The sequence below is a fragment of the Lysobacter ciconiae genome, from assembly GCF_015209725.1.
Classification (GTDB): domain Bacteria; phylum Pseudomonadota; class Gammaproteobacteria; order Xanthomonadales; family Xanthomonadaceae; genus Novilysobacter; species Novilysobacter ciconiae.
In genome coordinates this window covers 1,871,243-1,897,607 of the sequence record NZ_CP063656.1, presented here as the reverse complement: position 1 = coordinate 1,897,607, position 26,365 = coordinate 1,871,243, and the positions used below count along the sequence as shown (strand labels likewise).

The 26,365-nt window shown below is 68.1% G+C and carries 23 protein-coding genes and 2 pseudogenes; 15 read left to right on the top strand and 10 right to left on the bottom strand.

Going from position 1 to position 26,365, the window contains the following annotated elements; genetic code table 11:
- Positions 1 to 40 precede the first annotated feature (40 nt).
- From mutL to INQ41_RS08625, 3 genes are read left to right on the top strand one after another with little or no spacing between them, the layout of a single operon-like run.
- Entirely contained in the window at positions 41 to 1,909 is a 1,869-nt protein-coding gene (gene mutL, locus INQ41_RS08635) for a DNA mismatch repair endonuclease MutL (protein ID WP_193983673.1), read from the top strand.
- Position 1,910: 1 nt separating this feature from the next.
- Positions 1,911 to 2,885 (top strand): DUF1684 domain-containing protein, encoded by a 975-nt coding sequence (locus INQ41_RS08630; protein WP_193983671.1) that lies wholly within the window; start codon positions 1,911 to 1,913, stop codon positions 2,883 to 2,885.
- Positions 2,886 to 2,911: 26 nt separating this feature from the next.
- The gene (locus INQ41_RS08625) at positions 2,912 to 3,964 is read left to right on the top strand and encodes a TraB/GumN family protein (protein ID WP_193983669.1); all 1,053 of its coding nucleotides are present in this window, start codon (positions 2,912 to 2,914) and stop codon (positions 3,962 to 3,964) included.
- Here the strand turns inward: INQ41_RS08625 and rnfB are convergent.
- The 3 genes from rnfB to INQ41_RS08610 form a co-directional block, all read right to left on the bottom strand.
- Complete coding sequence (gene rnfB / locus INQ41_RS08620; RefSeq protein WP_228076555.1) at positions 3,942 to 4,400, bottom strand: Rnf electron transport complex subunit RnfB; 459 nt, start codon at positions 4,398 to 4,400, stop codon at positions 3,942 to 3,944. The two genes, INQ41_RS08625 and rnfB, sit on opposite strands and share 23 nt — an antisense overlap.
- A gap of 4 nt (positions 4,401 to 4,404) precedes the next feature.
- Complete coding sequence (gene metG / locus INQ41_RS08615) at positions 4,405 to 6,486, bottom strand: methionine--tRNA ligase (RefSeq protein WP_193983665.1); 2,082 nt, start codon at positions 6,484 to 6,486, stop codon at positions 4,405 to 4,407.
- A gap of 149 nt (positions 6,487 to 6,635) precedes the next feature.
- Complete coding sequence (locus INQ41_RS08610; protein ID WP_193983655.1) at positions 6,636 to 7,085, bottom strand: DUF2147 domain-containing protein; 450 nt, start codon at positions 7,083 to 7,085, stop codon at positions 6,636 to 6,638.
- A gap of 240 nt (positions 7,086 to 7,325) precedes the next feature.
- Between INQ41_RS08610 and apbC the strand changes: the two genes are divergently transcribed.
- Both apbC and dcd read left to right on the top strand, forming a co-directional pair.
- Entirely contained in the window at positions 7,326 to 8,393 is a 1,068-nt protein-coding gene (gene apbC / locus INQ41_RS08605) for an iron-sulfur cluster carrier protein ApbC (protein ID WP_407074228.1), read from the top strand.
- A 111-nt stretch (positions 8,394 to 8,504) separates the two neighbouring features.
- Complete coding sequence (dcd, locus tag INQ41_RS08600) at positions 8,505 to 9,080, top strand: dCTP deaminase (protein WP_193983654.1); 576 nt, start codon at positions 8,505 to 8,507, stop codon at positions 9,078 to 9,080.
- Positions 9,081 to 9,110: 30 nt separating this feature from the next.
- Here the strand turns inward: dcd and INQ41_RS08595 are convergent, their stop codons facing one another.
- Both INQ41_RS08595 and INQ41_RS08590 read right to left on the bottom strand, forming a co-directional pair.
- On the bottom strand, positions 9,111 to 9,536 hold the full coding sequence (locus INQ41_RS08595; RefSeq protein WP_193983652.1) for an HIT family protein: 426 nt from the start codon (positions 9,534 to 9,536) through the stop codon (positions 9,111 to 9,113).
- Positions 9,533 to 10,195: a dienelactone hydrolase family protein gene (locus INQ41_RS08590; RefSeq protein WP_193983650.1), complete on the bottom strand. Its 663-nt coding sequence runs from the start codon at positions 10,193 to 10,195 to the stop codon at positions 9,533 to 9,535. The genes INQ41_RS08595 and INQ41_RS08590 overlap by 4 nt, the downstream gene beginning before the upstream one ends.
- Positions 10,196 to 10,355: 160 nt before the next feature.
- On the opposite strand from INQ41_RS08590, the gene rimO reads away from it, so the two are divergent.
- Positions 10,356 to 11,699 carry a 30S ribosomal protein S12 methylthiotransferase RimO gene (gene rimO, locus INQ41_RS08585; protein WP_193983648.1) on the top strand — a complete coding sequence of 448 codons (1,344 nt, stop codon included), beginning with the start codon at positions 10,356 to 10,358 and terminating at the stop codon, positions 11,697 to 11,699.
- An 11-nt stretch (positions 11,700 to 11,710) separates the two neighbouring features.
- Here rimO and greB read toward each other — a convergent pair whose 3' ends face one another.
- The 3 genes from greB to INQ41_RS08570 are packed head-to-tail and all read right to left on the bottom strand — an operon-like array spanning position 11,711 to position 14,300.
- On the bottom strand, positions 11,711 to 12,214 hold the full coding sequence (greB, locus tag INQ41_RS08580) for a transcription elongation factor GreB (protein ID WP_193983646.1): 504 nt from the start codon (positions 12,212 to 12,214) through the stop codon (positions 11,711 to 11,713).
- Positions 12,215 to 12,230: 16 nt separating this feature from the next.
- A complete protein-coding gene (locus INQ41_RS08575) occupies positions 12,231 to 12,731 on the bottom strand; it encodes a copper resistance protein NlpE (RefSeq protein ID WP_193983644.1) in 501 nt (166 codons plus the stop codon).
- Between the two features lie 42 nt (positions 12,732 to 12,773).
- The gene (locus INQ41_RS08570; protein ID WP_193983642.1) at positions 12,774 to 14,300 is read right to left on the bottom strand and encodes a helicase HerA-like domain-containing protein; all 1,527 of its coding nucleotides are present in this window, start codon (positions 14,298 to 14,300) and stop codon (positions 12,774 to 12,776) included.
- A gap of 122 nt (positions 14,301 to 14,422) precedes the next feature.
- Here INQ41_RS08570 and INQ41_RS08565 point away from each other — a divergent pair.
- A pseudogene (locus INQ41_RS08565) lies at positions 14,423 to 15,712 on the top strand (transglycosylase SLT domain-containing protein); the annotation flags it as partial.
- Positions 15,713 to 15,751: 39 nt separating this feature from the next.
- Here the strand turns inward: INQ41_RS08565 and asd are convergent.
- Complete coding sequence (gene asd, locus INQ41_RS08560; RefSeq protein WP_193983638.1) at positions 15,752 to 16,612, bottom strand: archaetidylserine decarboxylase; 861 nt, start codon at positions 16,610 to 16,612, stop codon at positions 15,752 to 15,754.
- A 7-nt stretch (positions 16,613 to 16,619) separates the two neighbouring features.
- The gene (locus INQ41_RS08555) at positions 16,620 to 17,267 is read right to left on the bottom strand and encodes an SCO family protein (protein WP_193983636.1); all 648 of its coding nucleotides are present in this window, start codon (positions 17,265 to 17,267) and stop codon (positions 16,620 to 16,622) included.
- Between the two features lie 86 nt (positions 17,268 to 17,353).
- Between INQ41_RS08555 and prmB the strand changes: the two genes are divergently transcribed.
- The 8 genes and pseudogenes from prmB to trpA all read left to right on the top strand — a co-directional run bounded on the left by prmB (position 17,354) and on the right by trpA (position 26,238).
- Positions 17,354 to 18,301: a 50S ribosomal protein L3 N(5)-glutamine methyltransferase gene (prmB, locus tag INQ41_RS08550; RefSeq protein WP_193983633.1), complete on the top strand. Its 948-nt coding sequence runs from the start codon at positions 17,354 to 17,356 to the stop codon at positions 18,299 to 18,301.
- 52 nt (positions 18,302 to 18,353) lie between these two features.
- Positions 18,354 to 19,415: pseudogene (gene aroC, locus INQ41_RS13285) on the top strand (chorismate synthase); the annotation flags it as partial.
- 48 nt (positions 19,416 to 19,463) lie between these two features.
- Positions 19,464 to 20,483: an aspartate-semialdehyde dehydrogenase gene (locus INQ41_RS13280; protein ID WP_228076796.1), complete on the top strand. Its 1,020-nt coding sequence runs from the start codon at positions 19,464 to 19,466 to the stop codon at positions 20,481 to 20,483.
- Between the two features lie 86 nt (positions 20,484 to 20,569).
- The gene (locus INQ41_RS13355) at positions 20,570 to 22,468 is read left to right on the top strand and encodes a type IV pilus assembly protein FimV (protein WP_193983622.1); all 1,899 of its coding nucleotides are present in this window, start codon (positions 20,570 to 20,572) and stop codon (positions 22,466 to 22,468) included.
- Between the two features lie 96 nt (positions 22,469 to 22,564).
- Positions 22,565 to 23,347: a tRNA pseudouridine(38-40) synthase TruA gene (gene truA, locus INQ41_RS08535; RefSeq protein ID WP_228076795.1), complete on the top strand. Its 783-nt coding sequence runs from the start codon at positions 22,565 to 22,567 to the stop codon at positions 23,345 to 23,347.
- Positions 23,348 to 23,449: 102 nt separating this feature from the next.
- Positions 23,450 to 24,109 (top strand): phosphoribosylanthranilate isomerase, encoded by a 660-nt coding sequence (locus INQ41_RS08530; protein ID WP_193983620.1) that lies wholly within the window; start codon positions 23,450 to 23,452, stop codon positions 24,107 to 24,109.
- A 90-nt stretch (positions 24,110 to 24,199) separates the two neighbouring features.
- Positions 24,200 to 25,429 carry a tryptophan synthase subunit beta gene (trpB, locus tag INQ41_RS08525; RefSeq protein WP_193983617.1) on the top strand — a complete coding sequence of 410 codons (1,230 nt, stop codon included), beginning with the start codon at positions 24,200 to 24,202 and terminating at the stop codon, positions 25,427 to 25,429.
- Positions 25,426 to 26,238, top strand: a complete 813-nt coding sequence (trpA, locus tag INQ41_RS08520; protein WP_193983615.1) for a tryptophan synthase subunit alpha — start codon at positions 25,426 to 25,428, stop codon at positions 26,236 to 26,238. Before trpB ends, trpA begins: the two co-directional genes overlap by 4 nt.
- Positions 26,239 to 26,365 lie beyond the last annotated feature (127 nt).

Below are 26,365 nucleotides of genomic sequence, written 5' to 3'. Positions count from 1 at the left end.
CGCTATGATGGCCGGTCAGCCTTGCAGGACCCGCCGCTCCGTGTCGATCCGCCCGCTCCCGGATACCCTGATCAACCAGATCGCCGCCGGCGAGGTCGTCGAGCGACCGGCGTCGGTGGTCAAGGAACTGGTCGAGAATGCGCTCGATTCGGGCGCCCGACGGGTCGACATCGATCTGGAGGAGGGCGGGGCGCGGCTGATCCGGGTGCGCGACGACGGCTCCGGCATTGGTCCCGAAGAGCTGCCGCTGGCGGTGTCCCGCCATGCCACGAGCAAGATCTCTTCCCTGGACGATCTCGAGGGCGTGCTGACCCTGGGTTTCCGCGGTGAGGCACTGCCGTCGATCGCCTCGGTCAGCCGCTTCGTGATGACCTCACGGCCGGCCGATGCCGAACACGGCTCCTCGCTGGAAGTCGGCGGTGGCCAGGTCGGAAGCGTCGCGCCGAAGGCGCATCCGGTCGGGACCACGGTCGAGGTTCGCGATCTGTTCTTCAACGTGCCCGCGCGGCGCAAGTTCCTGCGCGCCGAGCGCACCGAGCTGTCGCACATCGAGGAGTGGCTGCGGCAACTGGCGCTGGCCCGTCCGGACGTCGAGGTGCGGGTGTCGCACAACGGCAAGCCGTCGCGGCGCTGGAAGGGCGACGCGGACATCCTCGACCAGGCCGGCCTGTCGGATCTGCGTCTGCACGAGACCCTCGGCGAGGAGTTCGCCAACAACGCCATCCCCGTCGACCACAGCGGCGCGGGTTTGCGCCTGCACGGCTGGATTGCCGAGCCCTCCTACAACCGCGCTTCGACCGATCAGCAGTACCTGTACTGCAACGGCCGTGCGATCCGCGATCGCAGCGTCGCCCATGCGGTCAAGCAGGCGTATTCGGACGTGCTGTTCCACGGTCGGCAGCCGGCCTACGTGCTCTTTCTCGAGCTGGATCCGCGGCGGGTGGATGTCAACGTGCATCCGGCCAAGCACGAGGTGCGGTTCCGCGACTCGCGGCTCATCCACGACTTCGTCTATCGGACGCTGCAGTCGGTGCTGGCTCGCACGCGTGCCGGCCAGCCGGCCGCGCTGCACGCTGGGCAGCCGGCCGAGCACGCGGGCGGACCGGACACCATCGATGGGCCATCGCAACCGGGCAACCCGTACCCCTGGCACCGCCCGCAGTCGCCGCTGGGGCTGCAGGTCGCCGACCAGCGCGCGGGGCTGGCGCAACTCTATGGTGCCCCGGCTTCGGCAGAACGATCCGATGGCGCTTCACCTGACGGGCCCGCTACTGCACACGCGCCGCTGCCGGCGAGCAGCGAAGCCACGCTGCCGCCACTGGGCTACGCCATCGCCCAGTTGCACGGCATCTACATCCTTGCCGAAAGCAGCGCCGGCCTGATCGTGGTCGACATGCACGCCGCCCACGAGCGCATCGGCTACGAGAAGCTCAAGCGGGCGCACGACGGCGAGGGCTTGCGGACCCAGCCGCTGCTGGTCCCGGCGACGCTGGCGGTGTCCGAACGCGAGGCGGAAGTCGCCGAGCGCGAAGCGGAGGTGCTCGCGACCCTGGGCTTCGAGGTCACCCGTTCCGGCCCGCAGTCGGTGACGATGCGCTCGGTACCCGCGCTGCTGGCGCACGGCGACGTGGAGGCGCTGCTGCGCGACGTCCTGGTCGATCTGCGCGAGCATGGCGGTGCGTCGCCGCTGGGGGGCATCCGGGTGTCGGCAGCGCGCGACGAACTGCTTTCCACGATGGCCTGCCATGGCGCAGTGCGCGCGAACCGGCGGCTCACGGTGCCGGAAATGAATGCGTTGCTGCGCGAGATGGAAGTCACCGAACGCTCCGGCCAGTGCAACCACGGCCGGCCGACCTGGGCGCATTTCAGTCTGTCCGAAATCGACCGCTGGTTCCTGCGAGGCCGTTGAGATGAACTGCGCACCGGGTCGTCGCTCTTCGGTCGCCGCGCTCGCGCTGGCCGCAGGTTTTCTTTTCGCCGTGGCTGCCTGCGATGGCAACCGGCTTTTCAACGCCAAACAGGAGTCCGATGTGGCCGCGCAGGAAATCGATTTTGCTGCCGACCAGCAATCCTGGCGCGAGCAGCGCCGCGCCGCGCTCGTGGCGCCGGACGGCTGGACGAGCCTGGTGGGGCTGCACTGGATCACGCCGGGGGCGCACTACGTGGGCAGCAATCCCGGTAACGGCATCCAGCTGTCGATGGGCCCGGCGCACCTGGGCATGCTGGACCTTCGCGACAGCAAGGTCCGCTTTGTGCCCGAGACCGGCGGCGACCAGAGCGTGGACGGTGCGCCGGTAAGGGGACCCGTCGTCCTGCGCAGTGACGACGACCCCGCCGGCCCGAGCGTGCTCGGCTTTGACGGCGGCCGCGGACAGGCGACGGTGATCCTGCGCGACAAGCGCCACGCCCTGCGCGTTCGCCACGCGGATGCCCCCACCCGGACGGGTTTTGGCACGCTGGAGTACTGGTCTGCCGACCGTAACTGGGTGATCCAGGGGCGATTCATTCCGCATCCGCCCGGGCAGACGATCGAGATCGCCAACATCCTGGGCTCGTTCGACGCGATGCCGAACCCGGGGTTGGTGGAGTTCGAGCGCGACGGCGAGAGGTACCGGCTGGACGCGATCGATGACGGCAGCGGTGGGCTGTTCCTGGTGTTCGCCGACGCTACCAATGGCCACGGCAGCTACGGCGCGGGCCGCTTCCTCGACGCGCCGATGCCCGATGCCGACGATGGAGTCCTGTTGGACTTCAACCGCGCCTACAGCCCGCCGTGCGCCTTCTCCGACTTTGCGACCTGTCCGTTGCCGCCACCGCAGAACCGGCTCGACCTGGCCGTCACCGCGGGCGAAAAACTCTACGTGCCGCCGACCTCGTCCCGATAACCCGCCACCTGATGCAAGACAAGACCATGCGCAAGACAAGAGTCCTGATTGCAAGCCTCGTGCTGCTGTGCGGCACCGCACTGGCGGTGGTCTCGCCCGACCGCTGGACGACCAGTGACCACGCCGACACTACGCTAGCTGCGCTCGCACAGGCCGAGAGCCCGCCCCACGTGCCGCCGGTGCCGCTGCTGTGGAAGGTCTCGGACCGGAACAATGCGGTGTACCTGCTTGGCTCGATCCATCTGCTGAAGGAAGACGATTACCCGCTGTCGGCCGATGTGGATGCCGCTTTCGATGACGCCGCCCGGGTCGTATTCGAGGTGTCCCCGGAAGAGCTCGGCAGCCCGGAGGCCAGCGTGCGCTTCAGGCAGGCGGCCAAACTGCCCGAAGGCCGCACGCTGTCGGACCTCATCTCGCCGCGGTTGCGGGAGAAACTGCATCGTCTGCTGGCGCGTCAGGGCGGCTCCCTGGACCAGGTCAACCGCTACAGCCCGTGGTTTGTGAACCTGTCCCTGATGCTTGGGCTGTCGCACTCGCTGGGCTTCAGCCCCGAACTGGGTGTGGATCAGCACCTGATGCAGCGCGCCCTGGAGGCGGGCAAACCGACCGCGGGCCTGGAGACGATCGACGACCAGTTGCGCGCGCTGGCTGACTCGCCGATTGGCGAACAGATCATCGGGCTGGAGGACTTCCTCGACCGCCCGCAGGAGATGCCGGGCGAACTGGCCGATCTGCACCAGGCGTGGCGCGCCGGCGACGTGCCGGGGCTGGAGGCGATCGCGCTCAGCGAGATGATGGTGAGGACACCGCGCACCTACCAGATGGTGAACGTCGACCGCAACCGGGCGTGGCTTCCGCTGCTGAGGGAGATGCTCGACGGGCGCGGCCGGGACAACGTGTTGGTCGTGGTGGGAGCGATGCATCTGCTCGGCGACGACGGTCTTGTGGCCTTGCTGGAGCACGCCGGCTACACGGTGGAGCGCATCTGCAGCGCCTGCGGACCTGGGGATCAGGCGTTTCCAGAGCGTCCCGTGCTTGAGGATGCCGCGGGACCGGTCAGCCTTCCGATCGGACGCTGAGCGCCAGCGGCGGGTCGCCGCCGATCATGTCGATGCAGTCCACCGGGCACGCCGGAACGCACAACTCGCACCCGGTGCACAGTGACGCCAGCACCGTGTGCATGTGTTTGGCACCGCCGATGATCGCGTCGACGGGGCAGGCCTGGATGCACTTGGTGCAGCCGATGCAGTCCTCCTCGATCACCAGCGCGACCAGGCCGGGGTTGTAGGCGCCGCGACTGCGGTCAAAGGGCACCGCGCGCGTCCCCAGTGCCAGCGCCAGCGCCAGCGCGCCGGCGTCGCCACCGGGCGGGCAGCGGTCGACGTCAGCCTCTCCGCGCGCCATCGCCTCCGCGTACGGAAGGCAGCCGTCGTAGCCGCACTGGCCGCACTGCGTCTGCGGCAGCAGGCGGTCGAGGCGCCCGGTCAGGCTTTCGGCGTCGTCCGCGGGCTGCATCGCATCACCGTACCGGCATCCCCGCACTCGCGCCGCTGTCGGTACCCAGCAGGGCGAGGGCGCCGGCATCGAAGCCGGCCGACAGGATCATCCCCTCGCTCATGCCGAAGCGCATCTTGCGCGGCGCCAGGTTGGCAATGAATACCACGTTGCGGCCGACCAGCGCCTCCGGGTCGGCGTAGCTGGCGCGGATGCCGGAGAAGATCTGCCGCTGGCCCAGTTCCCCGGCATCCAGCAGGAACCGCAGCAACTTGTCGGAGCCCTCGACAAACCCGCACTCCAGTACCTTGCCGACCCGCAGATCGAGTTTTGCGAAATCGTCGATGCCGATGGTCGGGGTCGACGATTCGGCGGGGTTGGACTCGGCCGGCGACGGCGGGGCGCCGACACCCGCGGCCGCCGCGGGCTTGGACGTGGCGGGAGCCGCGGTGGGCTGCAGGGATTCCTTGCTGGCTTCGGTCATGGCGTCGATGAGTTTCGGGTCGATTCGGGTGAACAGAGGGGTATAGGGCTGGATCCGGTGCGCGGTGAGCGGCGTCGCCAGATCGTCCCAGTGGTTGACGGGCGCGTTGAGGAAAGTCTCAGCCTGGCCGGTGACCCGCGGCAGCACCGGCTTGAGCGCGGTGTTGAGCACGCGGAACAGGTTCAGGCCCTGGCTGCAAACGGCCTGAAGTTGGGCGTCGGAGCCTTCCTGTTTGGCGATCACCCACGGCTTGTGGTCATCGATGTAGCGGTTGGCCTCGTCGGCCAGGGCCATCGTAAGGCGCAGCGCCGTGGCCGCCTCGTTGCGCTGGTACGCCGCGGCAATGGGTGCGAGCTGCGCGACGAAGCGCTCGTACATCGCCGGATCCGGCAGGGCATCGGCGAGCAAGCCGTCAAAACGCTTGCTGATGAAGCCGGCGCAGCGGCTGGCCAGGTTGACGAACTTGCCGACGATGTCGGCGTTCACCCGCGCGGTGAAGTCGCCCAGGTTGAGGTCCACGTCGTCCACGCCGCCCGAGGTCTTGGCAGCGAAGTAATAACGCAGCGCCTCCGGATCGAGCCCGGCTTCCAGGTAGGTCCGCGCCATCACGAAGGTGCCGCGCGACTTGGACATCTTCGCGCCATCGACGGTCAGATAGCCGTTGACGTGCAGCCGGGTCGGGGCGCGGAATCCTGCGCCATGCAGCACTGCCGGCCAGAACAGGCCGTGGAAGTTGACGATGTCCTTGCCGATGAAGTGATGCAGCTCGGCGGCGCTGTCGGGTGCCAGGTAGCTGTCGAAATCCAGCCCTTCGCGCTCGCACAGGGCCTGGAAGCTGGCCAGGTAGCCGATCGGCGCGTCCAGCCAGACGTAGAAGTACTTGCCGGGATGGCCGGGGATCTGGAAGCCGAAATACGGTGCATCGCGGGAAATGTCCCACGCGCGCAGTCCGCCCTCGGCGTCCAGCCATTCCTTCAGCTTGGCCTTGACGCCCGGGATGGCGACATCACCGCTCAGCCACTGGCGCAGGAAATCGCTGAAATCACCGACCTCGAAAAAGAAGTGCTCCGACTCGCGCAGCTCCGGCTCCGCGCCGCTGACCACCGAGCGCGGCTCCTTCAGCTCGGTCGGCGAATACGTCGCGCCGCAGCTCTCGCAGTTGTCGCCGTACTGGTCGGGCGTACCGCAGTTGGGGCAGATGCCCTTGACGAAGCGGTCGGGCAGGAACATCCCCCGCACCGGGTCGTACAGCTGGGCGACGGAGCGGCGCTGGATGTGCCCATTGGCATCGAGCGCGCCGTAGATCGCCTCGGTCAGCGCCTTGTTGCGCGGCGAGTGGGTCGAGTCGTAATGATCAAACGCCACGCCAAAGTCGGCGAAATCCCGCTCATGGCTGGCCTGGATCCCGGCGATATAGGCCTCGGGGGTCGTTCCGGCCTTCTCCGCCGCCAGCATGATCGGCGTCCCGTGCGTGTCGTCGGCGCAGACAAAATGGGCGGTGTTTCCGGCCAGGCGCTGGGCGCGGGAAAACACGTCGCCCTGGATGTAACCCACCAGATGACCGAGGTGCAGCGGGCCGTTGGCATAGGGAAGGGCGCAGGTGACGACAAGCTCGCGGGACATGGATATGGCAGTAGCGACGGAGCCGGTGAGTATCGCATGCGTCGCCCGCATCCATGAGCCGGGCGGCGTGGCCCGCCATAAACGGCGACGGCCCGCTGATGCGGGCCGTCGGGGTGGCGCGTGCGAACCTTTCGATCCGCGAAGAGCGCTTAGCGGCGCTGCCAGGTCTGGGTCTTGCCCAGCAGCGAGAAGCCCATGAAGCCGCGGACCTCCAGCTTCTGGCCGTTGTCGGCCAGGCTCATCTTCACCGAGTAGACCTTGCCGGTGGCCGGATCGAGGATCTTGCCGCCCTTCCACTCGTTGCCGGTGCGCGCCACGTCCCACAGGATGACCATGCCCTTGATCGGCTGGTCCTTGCGGTCTCCCTCGCAGTCGCTGCACACGGGGTTCGGACCCTTGTTCGACTGCAGCACTTCCAGGACCTTGCCGGCGAGGCTGCCGTCCTGGGTCTCGTAGATCTCCACGACCGACTTTGGCTGGTTGGTCTTGTCGTCGATCGTGGTCCAGGTACCGACCGGGGACTGTTGGGCAAGCGCGGCCAGCGGCGCGGCCATCAGTGCCACCGCCAGTACCAGCAAGATGGAGATTTTCCTGTGCATGTTTCCCTCCGGAAGACAGTGTAGGTGCCAGGGCGCGAGGCGCTGGGGCTGGTTCGTTATACCGTATCCATGGACATTGGGGCGATTGCTGAATCCGGCAAGAAGGCTGCCGGTCAGGCCCCTTGCCGGTGCGCTGCCAGCGATAAAAGCCATCCCGGCCGCCGCATTGATCCAGGTCACCCCCATTGCATGGCTCCGCTGCGACAATGATGGCCCCGCATTGTCCGCACGAGGAACGCCGTGACCGATTCATTGCAAGCCCTGATCGGCAGCGTGCTGCTGCCCGGCACTGATACGTCCCTGGCAGCGACGCAGGCGCGGATCCGGGTGGCACGCGACGGGTCCAACGTCGCCCTGTCAGTGGACGTCGGCGTACCGGTGGAAGGCATGCGCGCGGAGCTTGAGGCTGCGATCCGTGCGGCGGTCCAGGCCGAAGGCTCGCAACTGGCGCGTCTGGAGCTCGGCCAACGCATCACCAGCCATGCGGTCCAGCCCAAACTCTCCCCGCTGCCGACGGTGCGCAACGTGATCGCGGTCGGTTCGGGCAAGGGCGGTGTGGGCAAGTCGACCACGGCGGTGAACCTTGCGCTGGCGCTGGTCGCTGAAGGCGCGCGCGTCGGGGTGCTGGATGCGGACATCTACGGCCCCAGCATTCCGATGATGCTGGGCCTGTCGGGCAAACCGGACAGCCCGGACGGCAAGTCGATCGAACCCATGCGCGCCCACGGCGTGGAGACGATGTCGATCGGCTTCCTGGTAGAGCAGGACACGCCGATGATCTGGCGCGGTCCGATGGCCACCTCGGCGCTGACCCAGCTGCTGAACGACACGCGCTGGGGTGACCTGGATTACCTGATCGTCGACCTGCCGCCGGGCACGGGTGATATCCAGCTGACCCTGGCGCAGAAGATCCCGGTGGCTGGGGCGATCATCGTCACCACGCCGCAGGACATCGCCACCCTGGATGCGAAGAAGGCCTTGAAGATGTTCGAGAAGGTCGAGGTGCCGGTACTTGGGCTGGTGGAAAACATGGCGGTGCACGTGTGCAGCCACTGCGGCCACGCCGAGCACATCTTCGGCGAAGGGGGCGGGCAGCGCATGGCCAGCCAGTACGACGTGCCCCTGCTGGGCAGCCTGCCGCTGCAGCGCGAGATCCGCGAACAGGGCGATGCCGGCGTCCCGATCGTGCTCGCCCAGCCGGATTCGGCGGCCGCGGCGGCCTACCGCGACGCGGCCCGGCGGATCGCGGTGGCGTTGGCCGGGCGGCCGCGGGTGACTCCATCGATATCGGCGTCGCTGCTCTCGTAGGGGCCTCGTGGACCACTGCGGCTGCCACCCGCACCGCCGCGGTCTACAATCGAGCGCTTTCCGCCGGGAATTCCGCCCGGCCGGAACCGATCGCATCCGGGAACCCAACGCATGAGCATCAAGTCCGACCGCTGGATCCGCCGCATGTCCGAAAAAGACGGAGGCATGATCGAGCCGTTCGAGCCGGGCCAGGTGAAGCACGTCAATGGCGAGCGCATCGTCAGCTACGGCACGTCCAGCTACGGCTATGACGTGCGCTGCTCGCGCGAGTTCAAGATCTTCACCAACATCAATTCCACGATCGTGGATCCGAAGAATTTCGATCCCGGCAGCTTTGTCGACGTGGAGGCGGACCAGTGCATCATCCCGCCCAATTCCTTCGCGCTGGCACGCACGGTGGAATACTTCCGCATTCCGCGCGACACGCTGGTGATCTGCCTGGGCAAGAGCACGTACGCGCGCTGCGGCATCATCGTCAACGTGACACCGCTGGAGCCGGAGTGGGAGGGCCACGTGACCCTGGAATTTTCCAACACCACTCCGTTGCCGGCGCGGATCTATGCCAACGAAGGGGTGGCGCAGATGCTCTTCTTCCAGGCTGCGGCCGATGACATCTGCGAGACCTCCTACGCCGATCGTGGCGGGAAGTACCAGGGCCAGCGCGGCGTTACCCTGCCGCGTACCTGATCAGGCGCGGGCTCCGAAAAGCAGGCGTGCTCAGTCGGCTAGAGCGGCCTGCAGGAGTTCGATCCGCTTGATCAGCAGCTCGGGCTTGTAGCGCAGGGCGGTCGCGCTGCCCCAGACCGGCCGCGGCCAGGCGATGTCCTCGCGGTAGCGGGCGATCACGTGGATGTGCAGTTGCTCGACCTGGTTGCCCAGCGCGGCGACGTTGAGCTTGTGCGGCTGGAACGCGGTGCGCAGGGCGCGGCTGCAGCGATCGATCTCGCGGGTCAACGCGGCTTGCTGCTCCGCGTCGAGGTCGATCCATTCCACCGCGTGCTCGATGCGCGGCACCAGGATCAGCCACGGGTGGTTGGCATCATCCATCAAGCGCAGCTCGCTGAGCTCAAGGTTGGTGACCGGGTGGGTGTCGTCGGCGAGGCGTGGATCCAGCCGCCAGCCGAGGTCGCGCGGCGGTCTCATCGCAGGTTCTCCTCGAAGAAGTCGATGCTGCGCTGCCAGGCCAGGGCCGCACTGGCGGCATCGTAATCGGCGCGCGGTTCGCAGTTGAAGCCGTGCCCAGCGGGGTAGACGTGCACGGTGGCGGTCGGGTATTTCTCCCGGTGCAGTTCGACGTCAGCTGCCGGGATGCTGCGGTCCTTGCTGCCGAAGTGGAACATCATCGGTGCGCGCAACGGCTCGTCCAGGAACTGCACGTTGCGGCCGCCGTAATAGCTCACCGACGGCAGTCCGAGACGGGTGTTGGCGAGCAGGGCGATGCTGCCGCCCCAGCAGAAGCCGACCGCGCCGGTTCGCAGCCCCTCGGCCTGAAGGAGTGTCGCGGCGGCGTTCGCAATGTCCACCGCGCGGTCGATGCCCAGCGCGCGCGTGAGCGCGAGTCCTCGGGCGACGCCGGAAGCGTCGTATTCCAGCTCCACCTCGCGCTCGACCGGGTCGAACAGCGCGGGTGCCAGCGCCACAAAGCCGGCCTGGGCGAAACGGTCGGTGACATCGCGGATATGCGCGTTGACCCCGAAGATCTCCTGCAGCACCACGACGGCGCCGCGCGACGGCCCGGTGGGCTCGCTGCGCCAGGCGCGGATGGAGCCGTGCGGGGTTTCCAGATCGGTCCAGCGGTTCATGCGGCGCTCCGTTCAGCTGTCCGGCAGTTTGGCCAACGAGTTGATTCTAGCGCCAAGGCTATAATTGCGGCTCCCGAATACCGCGATCGCTCCCGGCACCCGTGCCAGGAGCGTTGCGCTTTTTCCGCTGACTGGTCACGCCATGCCCGTGCAAGACACTTTGTCCAAAAATCCCAAAGTCGGTTTCGTCAGCCTTGGTTGTCCCAAGGCGCTGGTCGACTCCGAGCGCATCCTCACCCAGCTGCGGGTGGAGGGCTACGATCTTGTGCCGCGCTACGACGATGCCGACGTGGTGGTGGTCAATACCTGCGGCTTCATCGATTCGGCGGTGGCAGAGTCGCTGGACGCCATTGGCGAGGCGATGGCCGAGAACGGCAAGGTGATCGTGACCGGCTGCCTGGGCAAGCGCGCGGAAGTCATCCGCGAGGCGCACCCCGGCGTGCTCTCGATCAGCGGTCCCCAGGACTACGACAGCGTCCTCAGCGCGGTGCATCTGGCCGTGCCGCCCCGGCACGACCCGTTCATCAGCCTGTTGCCGGACATGCAGATCGAGGGCGTCGGCATCAAGCTGACGCCGAAGCACTACGCGTATTTGAAGATCTCCGAGGGCTGCAACCACCGTTGCAGCTTCTGCATCATTCCCTCGATGCGCGGCAACCTGGTGTCGCGGCCTATCGACCAGGTCCTGCGCGAGGCGGAGAAGCTCGCCATGGGCGGGGTCAAGGAGTTGCTGGTCATCTCGCAGGACACGTCCGCCTATGGCGTGGATGTGCGCTACGCCGAGCACGAGTGGCGCGGCAAGACCTACCAGACTCGCATGAAAGCGCTGTGCGAGGGCCTGGGCGAACTGGGCCTGTGGACCCGCCTGCACTACGTTTATCCGTATCCGCACGTGGACGAGATCATTCCGCTGATGGCGCAGGGCACGATCCTGCCGTACCTGGACATTCCCTTCCAGCACGCCAGCCCGCGCATCCTCAAGCTGATGAAGCGACCCGGGGCGATCGAGAAGACGCTGGCACGGATCCAGAGCTGGCGCGAGGTCTGTCCGGAGCTTACGATCCGCTCGACCTTCATCGTCGGCTTTCCCGGTGAGACCGAGGCCGAGTTCGAGGAGTTGCTCGACTTCCTCGACGAAGCGCAGCTCGACCGCGTCGGCGCATTCGCCTACTCGCCGGTGACCGGTGCCAAGGCCAACGAGCTGCCCGATCCGGTCGACGAAGCGGTCAAGCAGGAGCGGCTCGGGCGCTTCATGGAGCGCCAGGCGGAGATTTCCGCGCAGAAGCTCGAGGCCAAGGTCGGCAGCGTGCAGCGCTGCATCATCGACGCGGTCGACGGCGAGCTGGCCATTGGCCGGTCGATGGCCGACGCCCCGGAGATCGACGGCGTCGTGCAGATCCAGAACGGCTACTTTGCCGGCCTCAAGCCCGGCGACTTCGCCGATGTCCAGATCATGGGCAGCGACGAGCACGACCTCTACGGCGAGGTGTCGTTCGAAGATTGAGGTCGAAAGCCTCAGCCCTCGTAGGACACATCGACGATGGCAAAGCGGTTGCTGCCGCCTGGCAGCTCCGCGTCGAACTCGTCGTCCACGCGCTTCTTGAGCATCGCCCGGGCCAGCGGTGAGTCGATGCTGATCCAGCCGCGGCCGGCGTCGGTCTCATCGGGACCGACGATGCGGTGGGTGCGGATCTCGCCAGTGGCGATGTCCTCCACTTCCACCGTTGCCCCGAAAAACACCGCGCCCTCTTCCGCCGGCGTGGAGTCCACCACCCGCAGCGCCGGGATGCGCTTGCTCAGGTAGCGCACGCGGCGGTCGATCTCACCGAGCTGCTTCTTGCGGTAGGTGTACTCGGCATTCTCGGATCGATCGCCCTCGGCAGCGGCGGCCGCCAAGGCACGGACCACCTCGGGACGCTTCACCCGCCACAGCTCGTCCAGCTCGGCCTTGAGCGTCTCGTGGCCGGCGCGGGTGATCAGCGCGGTGCTGGCCGCGACCGGCGGGCGCCAACGACTCATCGTCGACTGCGCAAGCTTATTGCGCGCCCTGGCGCGTCAGGCCGTGGTCCAGCCCCGAGTCCGGTTTCTTGCCGTCCGCGTCGAGCATGACGATGCGCTCCCTGGACTCGATCCCGTACAGCTGGTCCTCTTCGGTCTTGCTGTTGGGGTCCAGGCGGATCACGGAGTCGTTGGACTCGACCGACCAGTGGCCGTCGATGGACCAGGTCCCGTCGGGGCGTTCCTGATAGACGTGGGTGGTGCGGTAGGTGCCGTCGGGCTCGAGCACCAGCGTGACGTCCATGCCCGGGCAGTCCGCGCACGGCAGCGTGCCGGCGAACGACCCGGCAAACTCGCGCTGGTCGAAGGTGGAAGCGGGGCCTTCACCGGTGGGAATGACATCCACGGCGGCTGGCTGGGTCGCCTCCGCGGGGGCTTCGTTCGCGGCTGTGTCAGTCGACAGTCCGGCGGGCTCCCGGGAACAGGCGGCCAGCGCCAGTGTTGCGATGCAGGCGAGGGCGATCAGGTTTCGGGTCATTGAATGGGCTCCTTGGGTTGCCGGTAAGTCATTTCGGATGATTCATTTCTTGCCGCCGAACAGACCGCCCATGACGCCGCGCAGGATCTGTCGCCCGACCTGGTTGCCCACGGTCCGGGCGCTCTGTTTGGCCATGGTCTCGACCATCCCCTGGCGGCGCTTGGTACCGAAGACAATGTCTCGGATGGACTGGCCGAACCCGCCGGCCTCCCCGGTGATGGGCTTCGCATCGGGAGCGTTCGCCTCGCTGGCGGCGGCGTCGGCCTTGCGCGCCAACAACTCCATGGCCGATTCGCGGTCAATGCGCTTGTCGTATTTGGCACCGATCGGGCTGCCTGCGCGCACCTGGTCGCGCTCGGCATCGGTGATCGAACCCATGCGGCAGCGGGGCGGCGCCACCAGCGTCCGCTCCACCGGCATCGGTACGCCCTTGTCCTGCAGCGTGGATACCAGCGCCTCGCCGGTACCCAGCCCGCCGATCGCCTTGGCCACGTCCAGCTCGGGGTTGGCGACAAAGGTCTCGGCGGCCGTGCGCACCGCTTTCTGGTCGCGCGGAGTGAAGGCGCGCAGGGCGTGCTGCACGCGGTTGCCGAGTTGGCCGAGGATGTTGTCTGGCACGTCGTCGGGAAACTGCGAGCAGAAATAAACGCCCACGCCCTTGGAGCGGATCAGCCGCACGACCTGTTCGACGCGCTGGCGAAGGGCAGGCGGTGCGTCGTTGAAGAGCAGGTGCGCCTCGTCGAACACGAACACCAGCTTGGGCTTGTCCAGGTCGCCGACCTCAGGCAACTGCTCGAACAGTTGCGACAGCAGCCACAGCAGGAAACTGGAATACAGCCGCGGCTTCAGGATCAGACTGTCAGAGGCGAGGATGCTGATCATTCCGCGGCCATCGATGTTGGTGCGCATGATGTCGGAAAGCTCCAGCGCAGGCTCGCCGAAGAAGTGGTCGCCGCCGTCGGACTGCAGGCGCAGCAGGGCGCGCTGGATCGCGCCGATCGATGGGCTGCTGACTAGGCCGTACTCGGTGGAGATCGTCTTGCGCTCGGCCGCCAGCAGGTTGAGCATCGCGCGCAAGTCGGGCAGATCAAGCAGCAGCAGGCCGCGGTCGTCCGCGACCTTGAACAGGATGTCCATCACCCCCGACTGGGTGTCGTTGAGCTCGAGCATCCGCGACAGCAGGGTCGGGCCGATCTCGGTGACCGTGGCGCGCACCGGATGGCCAAGCTTGCCGAACAGGTCCCAGAACAGGGTCGGGCTGCCCTCGCTTGTGTAGTCGTCGACGCCGATCTCGTCGATCCGCGCCTGCAGCTTGTCGTTCATCGAGCCGGGCACCGCCAGGCCGGCGACGTCGCCCTTCACGTCGGCCAGGAACACCGGCACGCCGATCCGCGAGAACCCTTCCGCCAGGGTCATCAGGGTGACGGTCTTGCCGGTGCCAGTCGCTCCGGCAACCAGGCCGTGGCGGTTGCCCAGCCGTGGCAGCAGGAAGACCTTGCCGTCGGTTTCTGGCAATGACTGCGGCGTGGTGACGGCCTTGCCGACGAGCACTGGCGGAAGAGTGGGCATGCGGGTTTCCAGGGCGGGACTGCGGCTGATTCTATGGCCTGACGGGCGGCGGTGCAGGCGGTCGATTGCGGTGCCTGCTCGGCACAGACTACCCTGCATGCCGCTTCCCCTTGCCTGATCCCATGCCCGCACAACACTGTGTTCCCCGCCTGCTCGCCGCTGTTCTCGGCGCCGCCCTGCTGACGATGTCCGTGGATGCCACCGCCCTGTCGCGCCGCGACCAGGCCGCGGTTGATGCCATCACCGCCCGCATGGAGGCTGCCGAAACCGCCTACAAGCAGGCGCTGGTGAAGATGGGCAACGCCGATCCGGCCGGCAGCGGCGAGGCCGACAAGGCACTGGAGGACATGGAGGACGTCGTCGCCGCCTGCTCGGGCCAGCGCGGTTGCTCGGTGCCATCGCTGCTGAGCACCTACAAACGGCTGCTCAAGCTGACCGCCGACATCGAGGGCAGCGACCTGCTGTTCGACGAACTGCCGCCGGGTACCGCCGGCCACCACATCACCTCGTTCGCCGAGGACGTGCCCGAGGCCGCTCGAGCGGCAGCCCTGCTGGACGACGACGGCCATCGCTTCGACCGCATGGTCCAGTACAACCCGGCGGTGCAGGAAGGCATCCGCCGCTGGCTGACGGACATGCGCGGCGCGCTGCTGACCAGTTACGAGAACTACCAGTACATGCGCCACCTGATGTGGCCGCAGTACGAGCGCGCCGGACTGCCGGAGGCCTTGTTGTTTGGCATCCTGGCCAAGGAATCCAACGGACGCGTCCATTCGACCTCGCGCGCCGGCGCCGCCGGGCCGCTGCAGTTCATGTACGCCACCGGCAAGCGCTTCGGCCTGGGCGACGACGGCACCGGGTTTGATACCCGTTACGACGCCTACGCCGCCTCCGAGGCCAGCGTCTCCTATCTCAACGAGCGGATGCGCGAGCTCAACGGCAACATCGAACTGGCCCTGGCCGCCTACAACGGCGGCGAAGGGCGCGCACTGCGGGTCTACCAGGGGGCGGGTGGCAAGGGCTTCTGGGATGCGGACGTGTACGCGCAGTTCCCGCCGGAAACCCGCGACTACGTGCCGATGGTGATCGCGGCGGCATGGCTGTTCCTGCACCCGGACGAGTACGGCCTGACGCTGCCCAAGGTCGATCCCAAGCCGGTGCAGCTGCGTCTTGAGCAGCCGGCGTCGATCTACCAGTTGACGATCTGCCTGGGCAACCGTGGCGTGCGCGAGGGCTACATGCGCGCGCTGCGCAATTACAACCCGCGCTACCAGGCCGACGATCGTCTGCCTGCCGGCACGATCCTGCAGGCGACCACGCGGATTGCCGGCCTCTACAAGCGCCAGTGCATTCGCGGGCCGCGCGCGGACATGGCGCGCGAGCTGGTCGCCAGCGAGCCGGGAAGGGCGATCAGGTAAGGCCGCGCAGGCCCGGTTCGCCGGGCCGCACAGTCAGCGTCGCAGGGTGGCCAGGGCCTGACCCAGCTTGACCGGCGCCTCCGGGCCCAGGCCGGGCGCGAGGTCGGCCACGCCCGCGGGCAGCAGCACGATCACGGTCGAGCCGTAGTTGAAGCGGGCCATCTCCTCGAAGCGCTCCACCGTGATGTCATCGCCCCGGTAGTCCTTGACCGTGGTGGTCGTGCCGTAGGCCGGGATTTCCTCGCCGCTCCAGACAGTCTCCACGCCCGAGACCAGCAGCGCGCCGACCATCACCACGGCCATCGGGCCGAAATCGGTATCGAAGTGGCACACCAGGCGTTCGTTGCGGGCAAAAAGCCGCGGCACGTGCTGCACGGCCGCCGGGCCGACGCTGAAAAGACGGCCCGGCACGTGCACCGTCTCGCGCAGGCGTCCCGTCCAGGGCATGTGCACGCGGTGGTAGTCGCGCGGTGACAGATACACCGTGGCGAAGATTCCCCTGTCGAATGCGCGCCCCGCGTCGGCATCGCCCAGCAGTTCGGCGGTGGTGAACGACTGGCCCTTGGCCTGGAAGATCCGGCCGCTGCCATCGGCATCGGCGGTGATCGCGCCGCATTGGCTGACGCGTCCGTCCGCCGGCATCACCAGCACGCGCGGGTCCGGGTCGGCAACGCGCGCGCCGGGTTTCAGCGCCCGGGTAAAGAAGGCATTGAAGGTCGGGTAGTCGGCCGGATCGGACTTCGCCGCCTCCGACAGGTCAACGCCGAAACGCTGGGTGACCGTGTCGATCAGCCAGGCGCGCAGGCGCGGGTTGTCGGAGTAGGCGAGGCGGCGCGCCATCGACGAGAGCAGCCGGTGCGGCAGCACATAGGTGAGTCGGGTGGTGAGGCTCATGGGACTCTCAGGGCGCGCTGGCGGCGGTCAATGCGGCAAGGTCGGCGGCAAGCGCGGCCGGGTCGAAGGGCTGCTGGACCACGCCGGACATGCGGCCCTGCGGATCCAGCACGGCCATCGTCGCGCTGTGGTCGACCGAATACTGGTCCGCCGGTGCGCCGTCTTCCGGCGGCGCCTTGGCGAACACCAGGCTCAGCGAACGGGCGAACCGCTCCAGCGAGGGAATGTCCGCCGTCGCCGCCAGGGTGTCCTTGTGGAAAGCATGGGCATACTCGCCGATGCGGTCGGGCGTGTCGCGCTCCGGATCCACCGAGACGAACAGCACGCGCGGACGCACCGCGTCGGGAATCGACTCCCACTGCTGCTGCGCCTGGGCCATCTGCGAGAGCGTCAGGGGGCAGATGTCGGGGCAGTGGGTGAACCCCAGGAACACCAGCGTCCAGTGCCCGTTGAGTTCGCCCGGGACCAGCTGGGTGCCGTCGGACTGGCGCAGGCTGAAGTCCGGCAACGGCCGCGGCGGATCGAACAGCTTGACCGCGCTCGTCTGCGGCCACGCCGATGGCGCCGACTTGCCGAAGAAATGCTTCGACGCGAGCAATCCGAGCCCGGCGGCCAGGGCGATGAACAGGATGACGAGGGTGCTGCGGTTGAACATGGACAGCCCGGTGGTGGAGCGGATCAGCGGCCATGATAGCCGCCCGCTGCCGCTATAATCGCCGATCTTCCGCAGAGCCTGCCGCCATGACCGTCGACCGCGCCGATTTCGGCTCCGCCCAGTTCGAGCAGATCTCGATCATCGACCTGATCCGTTTCGGCGGCAGCCGCCTGGGTGAGTCAGGCCTGGCGTTCGGCCACAGCTACGACAACGCCCTGGACGAGGCGACCCAGCTGGTCCTGCACGCGCTGTCAATGCCGCATGACCTCAGTCCGGTCTATGGCGCCTCGCGCGTCACCGCCGACGAGAAGCAGCGCGTGATGGGCTTGCTGGAGCGCCGCATCAACGAGCGCATCCCGGCCGCCTACCTGACCGGTGAGGCCTGGTTCGCCGGGCTGAGCTTCAAGTCCGATCCGCGCGCGCTGGTGCCGCGTTCGCCGATCGCCGAGCTGATCGAAGCCGGTTTCGAGCCGTGGCTGGGCGGGCGCGAGGTCAGCCGCGTCCTCGATCTGTGCACCGGCTCGGGCTGCATCGCCATCGCCACAGCCCACTACCACCCGCACTGGCAGGTCGACGGCGTGGACATCGACGACGACGCGCTGGCGCTGGCGGCGGAGAACCAGCAGCGCCTGCTGGCCGACAACGTGCGCCTGCGCAAATCCGACCTGTTCAACGATCTGCAGGGCGAGGTCTACGACCTGATCGTGACCAATCCGCCTTACGTCACCCACGACGAGACCGATGCGCTGCCGGCCGAATACGCCCACGAGCCCGAGCTCGGCCTGCGCGCCGGCGAGGATGGACTGGACCTGGCCCTGAAGATCCTGCGCGACGCGCCGGAGCACCTGTCGACCGATGGCCTGCTGATCTGCGAAGTTGGCGAGGCGGAGCGCGCGCTGGTCGAGCTGCTGCCTGAGCTGCCACTGGCGTGGGTGGAGTTCAAGGTGGGCCAGATGGGGATCTTCGTCGCCGAGCGCGCCGATCTGGTCGCCCATCATGCGAGGATCAAGGACCTGGCCGACGCTCGCGGCTGAATCAGTACCGGGTGCGGCCCCGGCCCGGCCGTCGCCCCGTGGAGGCACCAATTTGGCCAGCAACACATACGGAAAGCTGTTTGCGGTAACCACCTTCGGCGAGAGCCACGGGCCGGCGATCGGCTGCGTGGTGGATGGTTGTCCTCCGGGCCTGCAGATCGATTCTGCGGACTTCCGCCACGACCTTGAGCGCCGCGCGACCGGCAAGTCGCGGCACACCTCGGCGCGCCACGAGAGCGACGAGGTCGAGATCCTTTCCGGCGTTTACGAGGGCCGCACCACCGGCACTCCGATCGCCCTGCTGATCCGCAATACCGACGCGCGCAGCCGCGACTACGCGAAGATTGCCGAGCAGTTCCGGCCGGGCCACGCCGACTACACCTACTGGCACAAGTACGGCATCCGCGACCCGCGTGGCGGCGGGCGCTCGAGTGCGCGAGAAACCACGATGCGCGTCGCCGCCGGGGTGATCGCCAGGAAGTGGCTGGCGCAGCGCCATGGCATCCGCATCCAGGGCTTCCTCTCCCAGCTCGGAGACATCCGCCCGGCCTCGATGGACCTGTCGGTGGTGGAGGACAACCCGTTCTTCTGGCCCGACGCGGCCCAGGTCCCGCAGCTGGAGGCGTACATGGACGCGCTGCGCAAGTCCGGCGACTCGGTGGGCGCACGCGTGGATGTCTGGGCCGACGGCGTTCCGCCCGGCTGGGGCGAGCCGATCTACGGCAAGCTCGACGGCGAACTCGCCGGCGCGCTGATGAGCATCAACGCGGTCAAGGGCGTGGAGATCGGTGCCGGTTTCGGCGCCATCGGCCAGAAGGGCAGCGAGCATCGCGACGGGCTGGGCCCGGACGGTTTCGCGTCCAACCATGCCGGCGGCATCCTGGGCGGCATCAGCAGTGGCCAGCGCGTGACCTGCTCGGTCGCCTTCAAGCCGACCTCCAGCCTGCGCCTGCCGGTCGACAGCCTGGACATCCATGGCAATACCGTTGAAGTGGTCACCACCGGTCGCCACGATCCGTGCGTCGGCATCCGCGCGACGCCGATCTGCGAGGCGATGGTGGCTGCGGTCCTGATGGACCAGGCGCTGCGGCACCGCGCCCAATGCGGTGATGTCGAGGTGCCAACCCTCCCCACCCCACAGCAATTCCCGGATAGCCCTGTCATGAGCAAGCCCGTCAACGTCGCGATCGTCGGTGCCACCGGCGCGGTCGGCGAAACCCTTCTGGCGATCCTCGCCGAACGCCAGTTCCCCATCGGAGAACTGCACCTGCTGGCCAGCGAGCGCTCGGCGGGTGAAAAGCTCGAGTACGGCGCGCGCAAGCTGGTGGTGCTGGATATCGCCGGGTTCGATCCCGGCGGCGTGGACATCGCCCTGTTTGCTGCCGGCAGCAGCGTGTCGCGCGAGTACGCGGCAAAATTTGCCGCGGCCGGCGCCGTCGTCATCGACAACTCCTCCGAGTTCCGTGGCGACCCGGACGTTCCGCTGGTCGTCGCCGAGGTCAACCCCGACGCACTGCGCGAGCGCCCGCGCGGCATCATCGCCAACCCGAACTGCTCCACGATGCAGCTGATGGTGGCGCTGGCGCCGATCCACCGCCGCGCGACCATCGAGCGGATCAACATCGCGACCTACCAGTCCGTATCGGGCACCGGCCGCGCCGCGATGTACGAGCTGGGCAAGCAGACTGCCGACATGCTCAATTTCCGCAGCGTCGAGTCCAACGTCTATCCGGTCCAGATTGCGTTCAACGTGATCCCCCACGGCGGCGACTTCATCGACAACGGCTACACCACCGAGGAGATGAAGCTGGTCTGGGAAACGCGCCGGATCCTCGGCGATGACCGCATCGGGGTGAACGCCACGGTGGTCCGTGTGCCGGTTTTCTACGGCCACTCCGAGGCCGTGCACATCGAGACCAGGGACAAACTCACCGCCGAAGAAGCACGCGAACTGTTGCGGGCGCAGCCGGGGCTGGAAGTGGTCGATGAGCACATCGATGGCGGCTATCCGACCGCGGTGACCCATGCCTCGGGCAATGACCCGGTCTATGTTGGCCGCATCCGCGAGGACATTTCTCATCCGCGTGGCCTGTCGCTGTGGGTGGTGGCCGACAACATCCGCAAGGGCGCTGCCCTGAACGCGGTACAGCTGGCCGAACTGGTCGTGGCGGAGCGTCAATGACGTTCCCGCGCGCGCATTGCTGCGCGCTGCCTGCGCCGTTAGAGTCCCCGGCAGGGGAATCGAGGGGGGTGCCTGTGAATCCATTGATGCGCGCCGCGCTGGCGCTGGTCCTGATGCTTGCCAGTGGGGCCGCGGCGGCGCTGGGGCTGGGCCAGATCCAGTTGAAGTCCAAGCTGGGCGAGCCGCTGCTGGCCGAGATCATGATCGTGTCCAGCGATCCCTCCGAGCTGGAAGGCCTGCGCGCCGGCCTCGCCTCGCCGGAGACATTTGCCCGCATCGGTCTGGATCTTCCGCAGGGCGCCGTTGCGGACCTGCAGTTCACGCCGGCGCTCAACGATGCGGGTCGACCGGTGATCCGGGTCACCAGCGTGGCGCCGATTGAACAGCCACTGCTGAGCTTCCTGGTCGAGGTCGACTGGGGCCAGGGCCGGCTGGTTCGCGAATACTCCACGCTGATGGACGCGCCGCGCACGCTGGCTGCGTCGGCGCAGCCGTCCATCCAGGCGCCGACCCAGGCGCCGAGCAATGCGATTGTCCGCGACGCTGTGGCGGAGCAAACCCGGCCGTCCGCGGCCGCCGATGTCGATGCCGGCGACGAGCGCCCGTTGGAGGCGAACGATCCGGTGCCCGCCATCCCGACGCCCGCGCAACCGGCGTCACCACCGACCCGCTACGGCGCGGTGCAGAGCGGTGAACACCTGTCGAAAATCGCGGCGGGTCTGGAAATGGACGGCAACCTGCAGCAGCGGATGATCGCCCTCCTGCAGGCGAATCCGGACGCGTTCATCGGCGGCAACATCCATATGCTCAAGCAGGGCGCGGTCTTGCGGATTCCAGCCGCCGATGAGGTTGCCGCGATCACCGCCGCGCAGGCAGCGGCACAGGTGCGCGAACAGACCAGCGCGTGGCGGGTCGCATCGCAGCCGGTCCCGCAGCCGCAGGTGGCGGACGCGGCTGGAGACGCTTCCCAGGATCCGGGCGATACCGCGGCCGCCGCGCCGGCGGTCGCGCCCGCCGACGGTGCGCGACTGGAAATTGTTCCGCCCGGCGCCAGTGATGCGTCGCGCGCGGGTACCCAATCAGGCCTCAGTGCCGGAGGCGAGGGCGACATGGTGCGACAGGAATTGCAGACGACCACGGAAACCCTCGCGGCCCGGGACGCGGAGTTGGCCGACCTCAAGAGTCGCATCGATACCCTCGAGCAACTCCAGTCCGACCAGCAGAAGCTGCTCGCGATGAAGGACGCCGAGCTTGCATCCGCGCAGGAGCAATTGGCCCAGGCGCAGTCCGCCCAGTCGACCGCCCCGGCGGACGAGGCAGGTGGCTCCGCGGTGCCATGGCTGGTGGGCGGGACGCTCCTGGTGCTGGCACTCGTGGCTGTCTGGTGGTGGCGCCGACGCGTGGACTCGGTACCGCGCTTCCGGGCGCCGGTGGCGCCCGCGTCCTCGACCCCGGCGCCGGGTTTTGCTGCCGGTTCCGCTGTCGGCGCTGCTGCGACTGCGGATCCGGAAGTCAATGCGCTGACCCCGAACTTGGCGCATCCGGCGGCCGCGATGGGCAAGTCAGCGGGCGATGATCTCCCCGACGCAAATCCGGCCGTGCCATCGGGCCGGGAAGCAGCATCCCCATCCTTTGCGGAATCGCCCGTGCCGACGTCGGAGGACGCGGATTTGACCGCGGCCGCTGCTGCTACGGCCCCCGCGTGGCACGGGGCCGCCGCGACTGCGGCCGGCGACGAGCCCCCGCGTTCGGCCTCCGCGGCGATTGCCGATGCATCGCATGACGAGCCTCGCCCGCCGGCAGTCCGGCCGTCAGCGCCCCTCGGTGGCGACGATGCGCCGGGCATGGAACGCCTCGAACTGGCGCGTGCCTACCTCGACCTGGGCGATGAAGACAGCGCCCGGCAGTTGCTGGGCGAGCTGGAGGTCAGCGGCAGTCTGGAGGCGCGACAGCAGGCCACGCGCCTGTTGCGGGAGCTGGGATAAGCGGTGCCAACAGACAACGGCACGTTGCCGGACCCGGTCCCGCACGACCCGCGGGCTGACGCGGACGCGCAGACCCCGCCGGCAGAGCGTCGCTGGGTGCTCGGCGTGGAGTACGACGGCGGCAATTTCTCGGGCTGGCAGCGGCTGAACAGGCGCGACGAGCCGGGGCGACGCAGCGAACCCACCGTGCAGGCAGCGGTGGAGCATGCCGTCAGCATCGTCGCGGGCCGAAGCATTGGCGTGGTGTGCGCCGGTCGCACCGACGCCGGTGTGCATGCCGCGACCCAGGTGGTGCATTTTGATGGCCCGGCGCAGCGTGACCCGCGTGGCTGGGTACTGGGCACCACCAGCAACCTGCCGCCGTCGGTGTGCGTGAAATGGTGCGTGCCCACGACCGACGAGTTCCACGCCCGGTTTTCCGCCCGTGCGCGGCGTTACCGCTACACCATCCTCAATCGCGCGATCCGGCCTGCCCTGCAGCACCAGTACCTGAGCTGGGTGCGCAAACCGCTGGATGCCGACGCGATGCACCAGGCCGCGCAGGATCTGCTCGGCGAACATGACTTTTCCGCGTTCCGGACCGTGCACTGCCAGGCGCCGCACGCGCGCCGCGATCTGCACCACATCGCCGTAACGCGCGAGGGCGACCTGGTCACGGTGGAGGTCCAGGCGAACGCCTTTCTCCATCACATGGTGCGCAATATCGTCGGCAGCCTGCTGCTGGTCGGGCAGGGTGAGCGTACGGCCGGCTGGCTGCGCGAGGTGCTGGACGGGCGCGATCGCAGCCGGGCCGGCCCGACGGCGCCCTCGGCAGGACTGGTGTTCATCGGCCCGCGCTACCCCGCCCACTGGCAGCTGCCCGCTGAAGTCACCCTGTGAGCGGCGCGACGCGCGCGTGCTTCCGGACTATATTCATGGGCCCGCCAAGCGCGGAGCGGCCGGAACGTCCGGCCATCAGGAGCAAGTGTTGAGGACGTTGTCTTGAAGCGGACCCTGTTTCGCACCCGGATCAAGTTCTGCGGTTTCACCAGGCCGGGCGACGTGCGGCTTGCCTGCGAGCTGGGCGCCGACGCGATCGGTTTCGTGTTCGCCCACGGCAGCAGCCGCCGGATCGCCCCGGCGGAGGCGCGCGCCATGCGCCAGGCGCTGTCGCCGATGGTGGATTCCGTCGCCCTGTTCAGCGACAACCCCGCCGAGGAAGTCCGCGAAGTGGTGCGCCAGATCCGTCCCAGCCTGCTGCAGTTCCATGGCAGCGAGGATGATGCATTCTGCCGAGCGTTCGGCGTGCCCTACCTCAAGGCCATCGCGATGGGCAGCCCGATCGCGAACGAGCACCCTGCTGCCTTGCAGCAGCAGTACCCCAGCGCTGCCGGCTTTCTTTTTGACAGCCACGGCGCCGGTGGCAGCGGCGGCAGCGGCAAGGTATTCGACTGGTCGCGCATCCCGGCGGGCGTGCAGAAGCCTTTCGTGCTGGCCGGCGGCCTGACCGCGGACAACGTGTTCGATGCGATCATCGCCACGATGCCTTGGGCGGTGGATGTCTCCAGCGGCATTGAAAGTGCGCCCGGCTTGAAGGATGGCGACCGGATGCGCCGCTTCGTCGAACAGGTGCGCCGCGCCGACTGCCACGTGCTGGACTGACGCGTCCAACCCACCGCTCTGCCGATACGGCCCCGACACCGCGCGCGGCAACTGCCGCGGTCGCCAAACCTCCCCCGGTGAAACCGAGTCATGACTTCCCCATTGCCATCCGATACCCCCATCGATTACCACGCGTACCCCGATGAAAACGGGCACTTCGGGCGCTTCGGCGGCCGATTTGTTGCCGAGACCCTGGTCGGGCCGCTGCAGGAGCTGGCCGACGCCTATGACGCCGCACGCGTCGATCCGGCGTTCATCGCCACCTTCGAGGACGACCTGGCCCATTACGTCGGCCGGCCGAGCCCGATCTACCACGCCCGCCGCCTGAGCGAGGAAGTGGGCGGCGCGCGCATCCTGCTCAAGCGCGAGGACCTCAACCACACCGGTGCGCACAAGATCAACAACACCATCGGCCAGGCTTTGCTGGCCAGCCGCATGGGCAAAACCCGGATCATCGCCGAGACCGGCGCCGGCCAGCACGGCGTCGCCAGCGCCACGGTTGCCGCGCGCCTGGGCCTGGAATGTGTGGTGTACATGGGCGCGACCGACATCGAGCGCCAGAAGATCAACGTCTACCGCATGCAGTTGCTGGGCGCCCGCGTAGTGCCGGTGACCAGCGGCTCGGCCACGCTGAAGGATGCGCTCAACGAGGCGATGCGCGACTGGGTGACCAACATCGCCGACACCTTCTACATCATCGGCACAGTGGCCGGCCCGGATCCGTATCCGCGCATGGTGCGCGATTTCAATGCCGTGGTCGGCCGCGAGGCACGCGCGCAGATGCTCGCCGAATACGGACGCCTGCCCGATGCGGTGACCGCCTGCGTCGGCGGCGGCAGCAACGCGATCGGCATCTTCCATGCCTTCCTCAATGATCCCGCGGTCCGCATCGTCGGCGCCGAAGCGGCGGGCGAGGGCATGGACAGCGGGCGCCACGCCGCCTCGCTGGCCGCGGGTCGACCCGGGGTCCTGCACGGCAACCGCACCTACCTGCTGTGCGATGACGATGGCCAGGTCATCGAGACCCATTCGATCTCCGCCGGTCTGGACTACCCCGGCGTCGGGCCGGAGCACGCGTTCCTGAAGGACGCCGGGCGTGCCGAGTACGCGGGTATCACCGACGAGGAAGCGCTGGCCGCGTTCCACCAGTTGATCCGCACCGAAGGCATCCTGCCGGCGCTGGAGTCCAGCCACGCGGTGGCGCAGGCGGTAAAGCTGGCACGCGGGTTGCCCGCCGATGCGATCGTCCTGTGCAACCTCTCCGGTCGCGGCGACAAGGACGTGCACACGATCGCCCAGCGCGAGGGGATGGTGCTGTGAGCCGCATCGCCGCCCGTTTCGCCGCACTGAAAGCACAAGGCCGCAAGGCGCTGGTGCCCTTCATCACCGCTGGCGACCCGTCGCTGGAGGCCACGATGCCGGTGATGCACGCCCTGGTCGCCGCCGGCGCGGACGTGATCGAGATCGGCGTGCCGTTCTCGGATCCGATGGCCGATGGCGCCACCATCCAGCACAGCTCCGAGCGCGCGCTCGCCCGCGGCGCCGACATGGACTACGTGTTCGAGACCGTGCGCCAGTTCCGCGAGGACAACCAGGACACCCCGGTGGTGCTGATGGGCTACCTCAATCCGGTCGAGATCCGCGGTCCGGAAGCGTATGCGCAGCAGGCGGTTGCCGCCGGTATCGACGGTGCGCTGCTGGTCGACCTGCCGCCGGAGGAAGCGGTCGAGTACCGCGAGGCCTTCGACCGCCACGGCCTGGCGCTGATCCTGCTCGCCGCGCCGACCACGTCGGCCGAGCGGATGCAGCGCCTGCTCGCGCTGGCCACCGGCTACCTGTACTACGTGACCTACGCCGGGGTGACCGGCGGCGACCATCTGGACACCGGCGCCGCCGGCGAGCGCCTACGCGCGATCCGCGCGCTCGACAAGGTGCCCGTCGTCGCGGGCTTCGGGATCAAGGACGCCGCCAGCGCCGCGGCCATGGCCGTGCACGCCGACGGAGTGGTGGTCGGCAGCGCGCTGGTCGCCGCCATGGCCGACGCGCTGGATCCCGCCGATGCCGCGCGCAACGCTGCCGCGTTCCTGCTGCCACTGCGCGAAGCCCTCGACCGCCTGCCCCAGACCTGAGGCACGGACCGGCGAACGCCTGCGGTAAACTGCCGCGTTCGCCGACGCTACCGGCACCGTCCGTTGCCATTGAATGGCCGCGGGCGGACACAGACACTTCCGGATCATTGCACCGGACCAATTACAG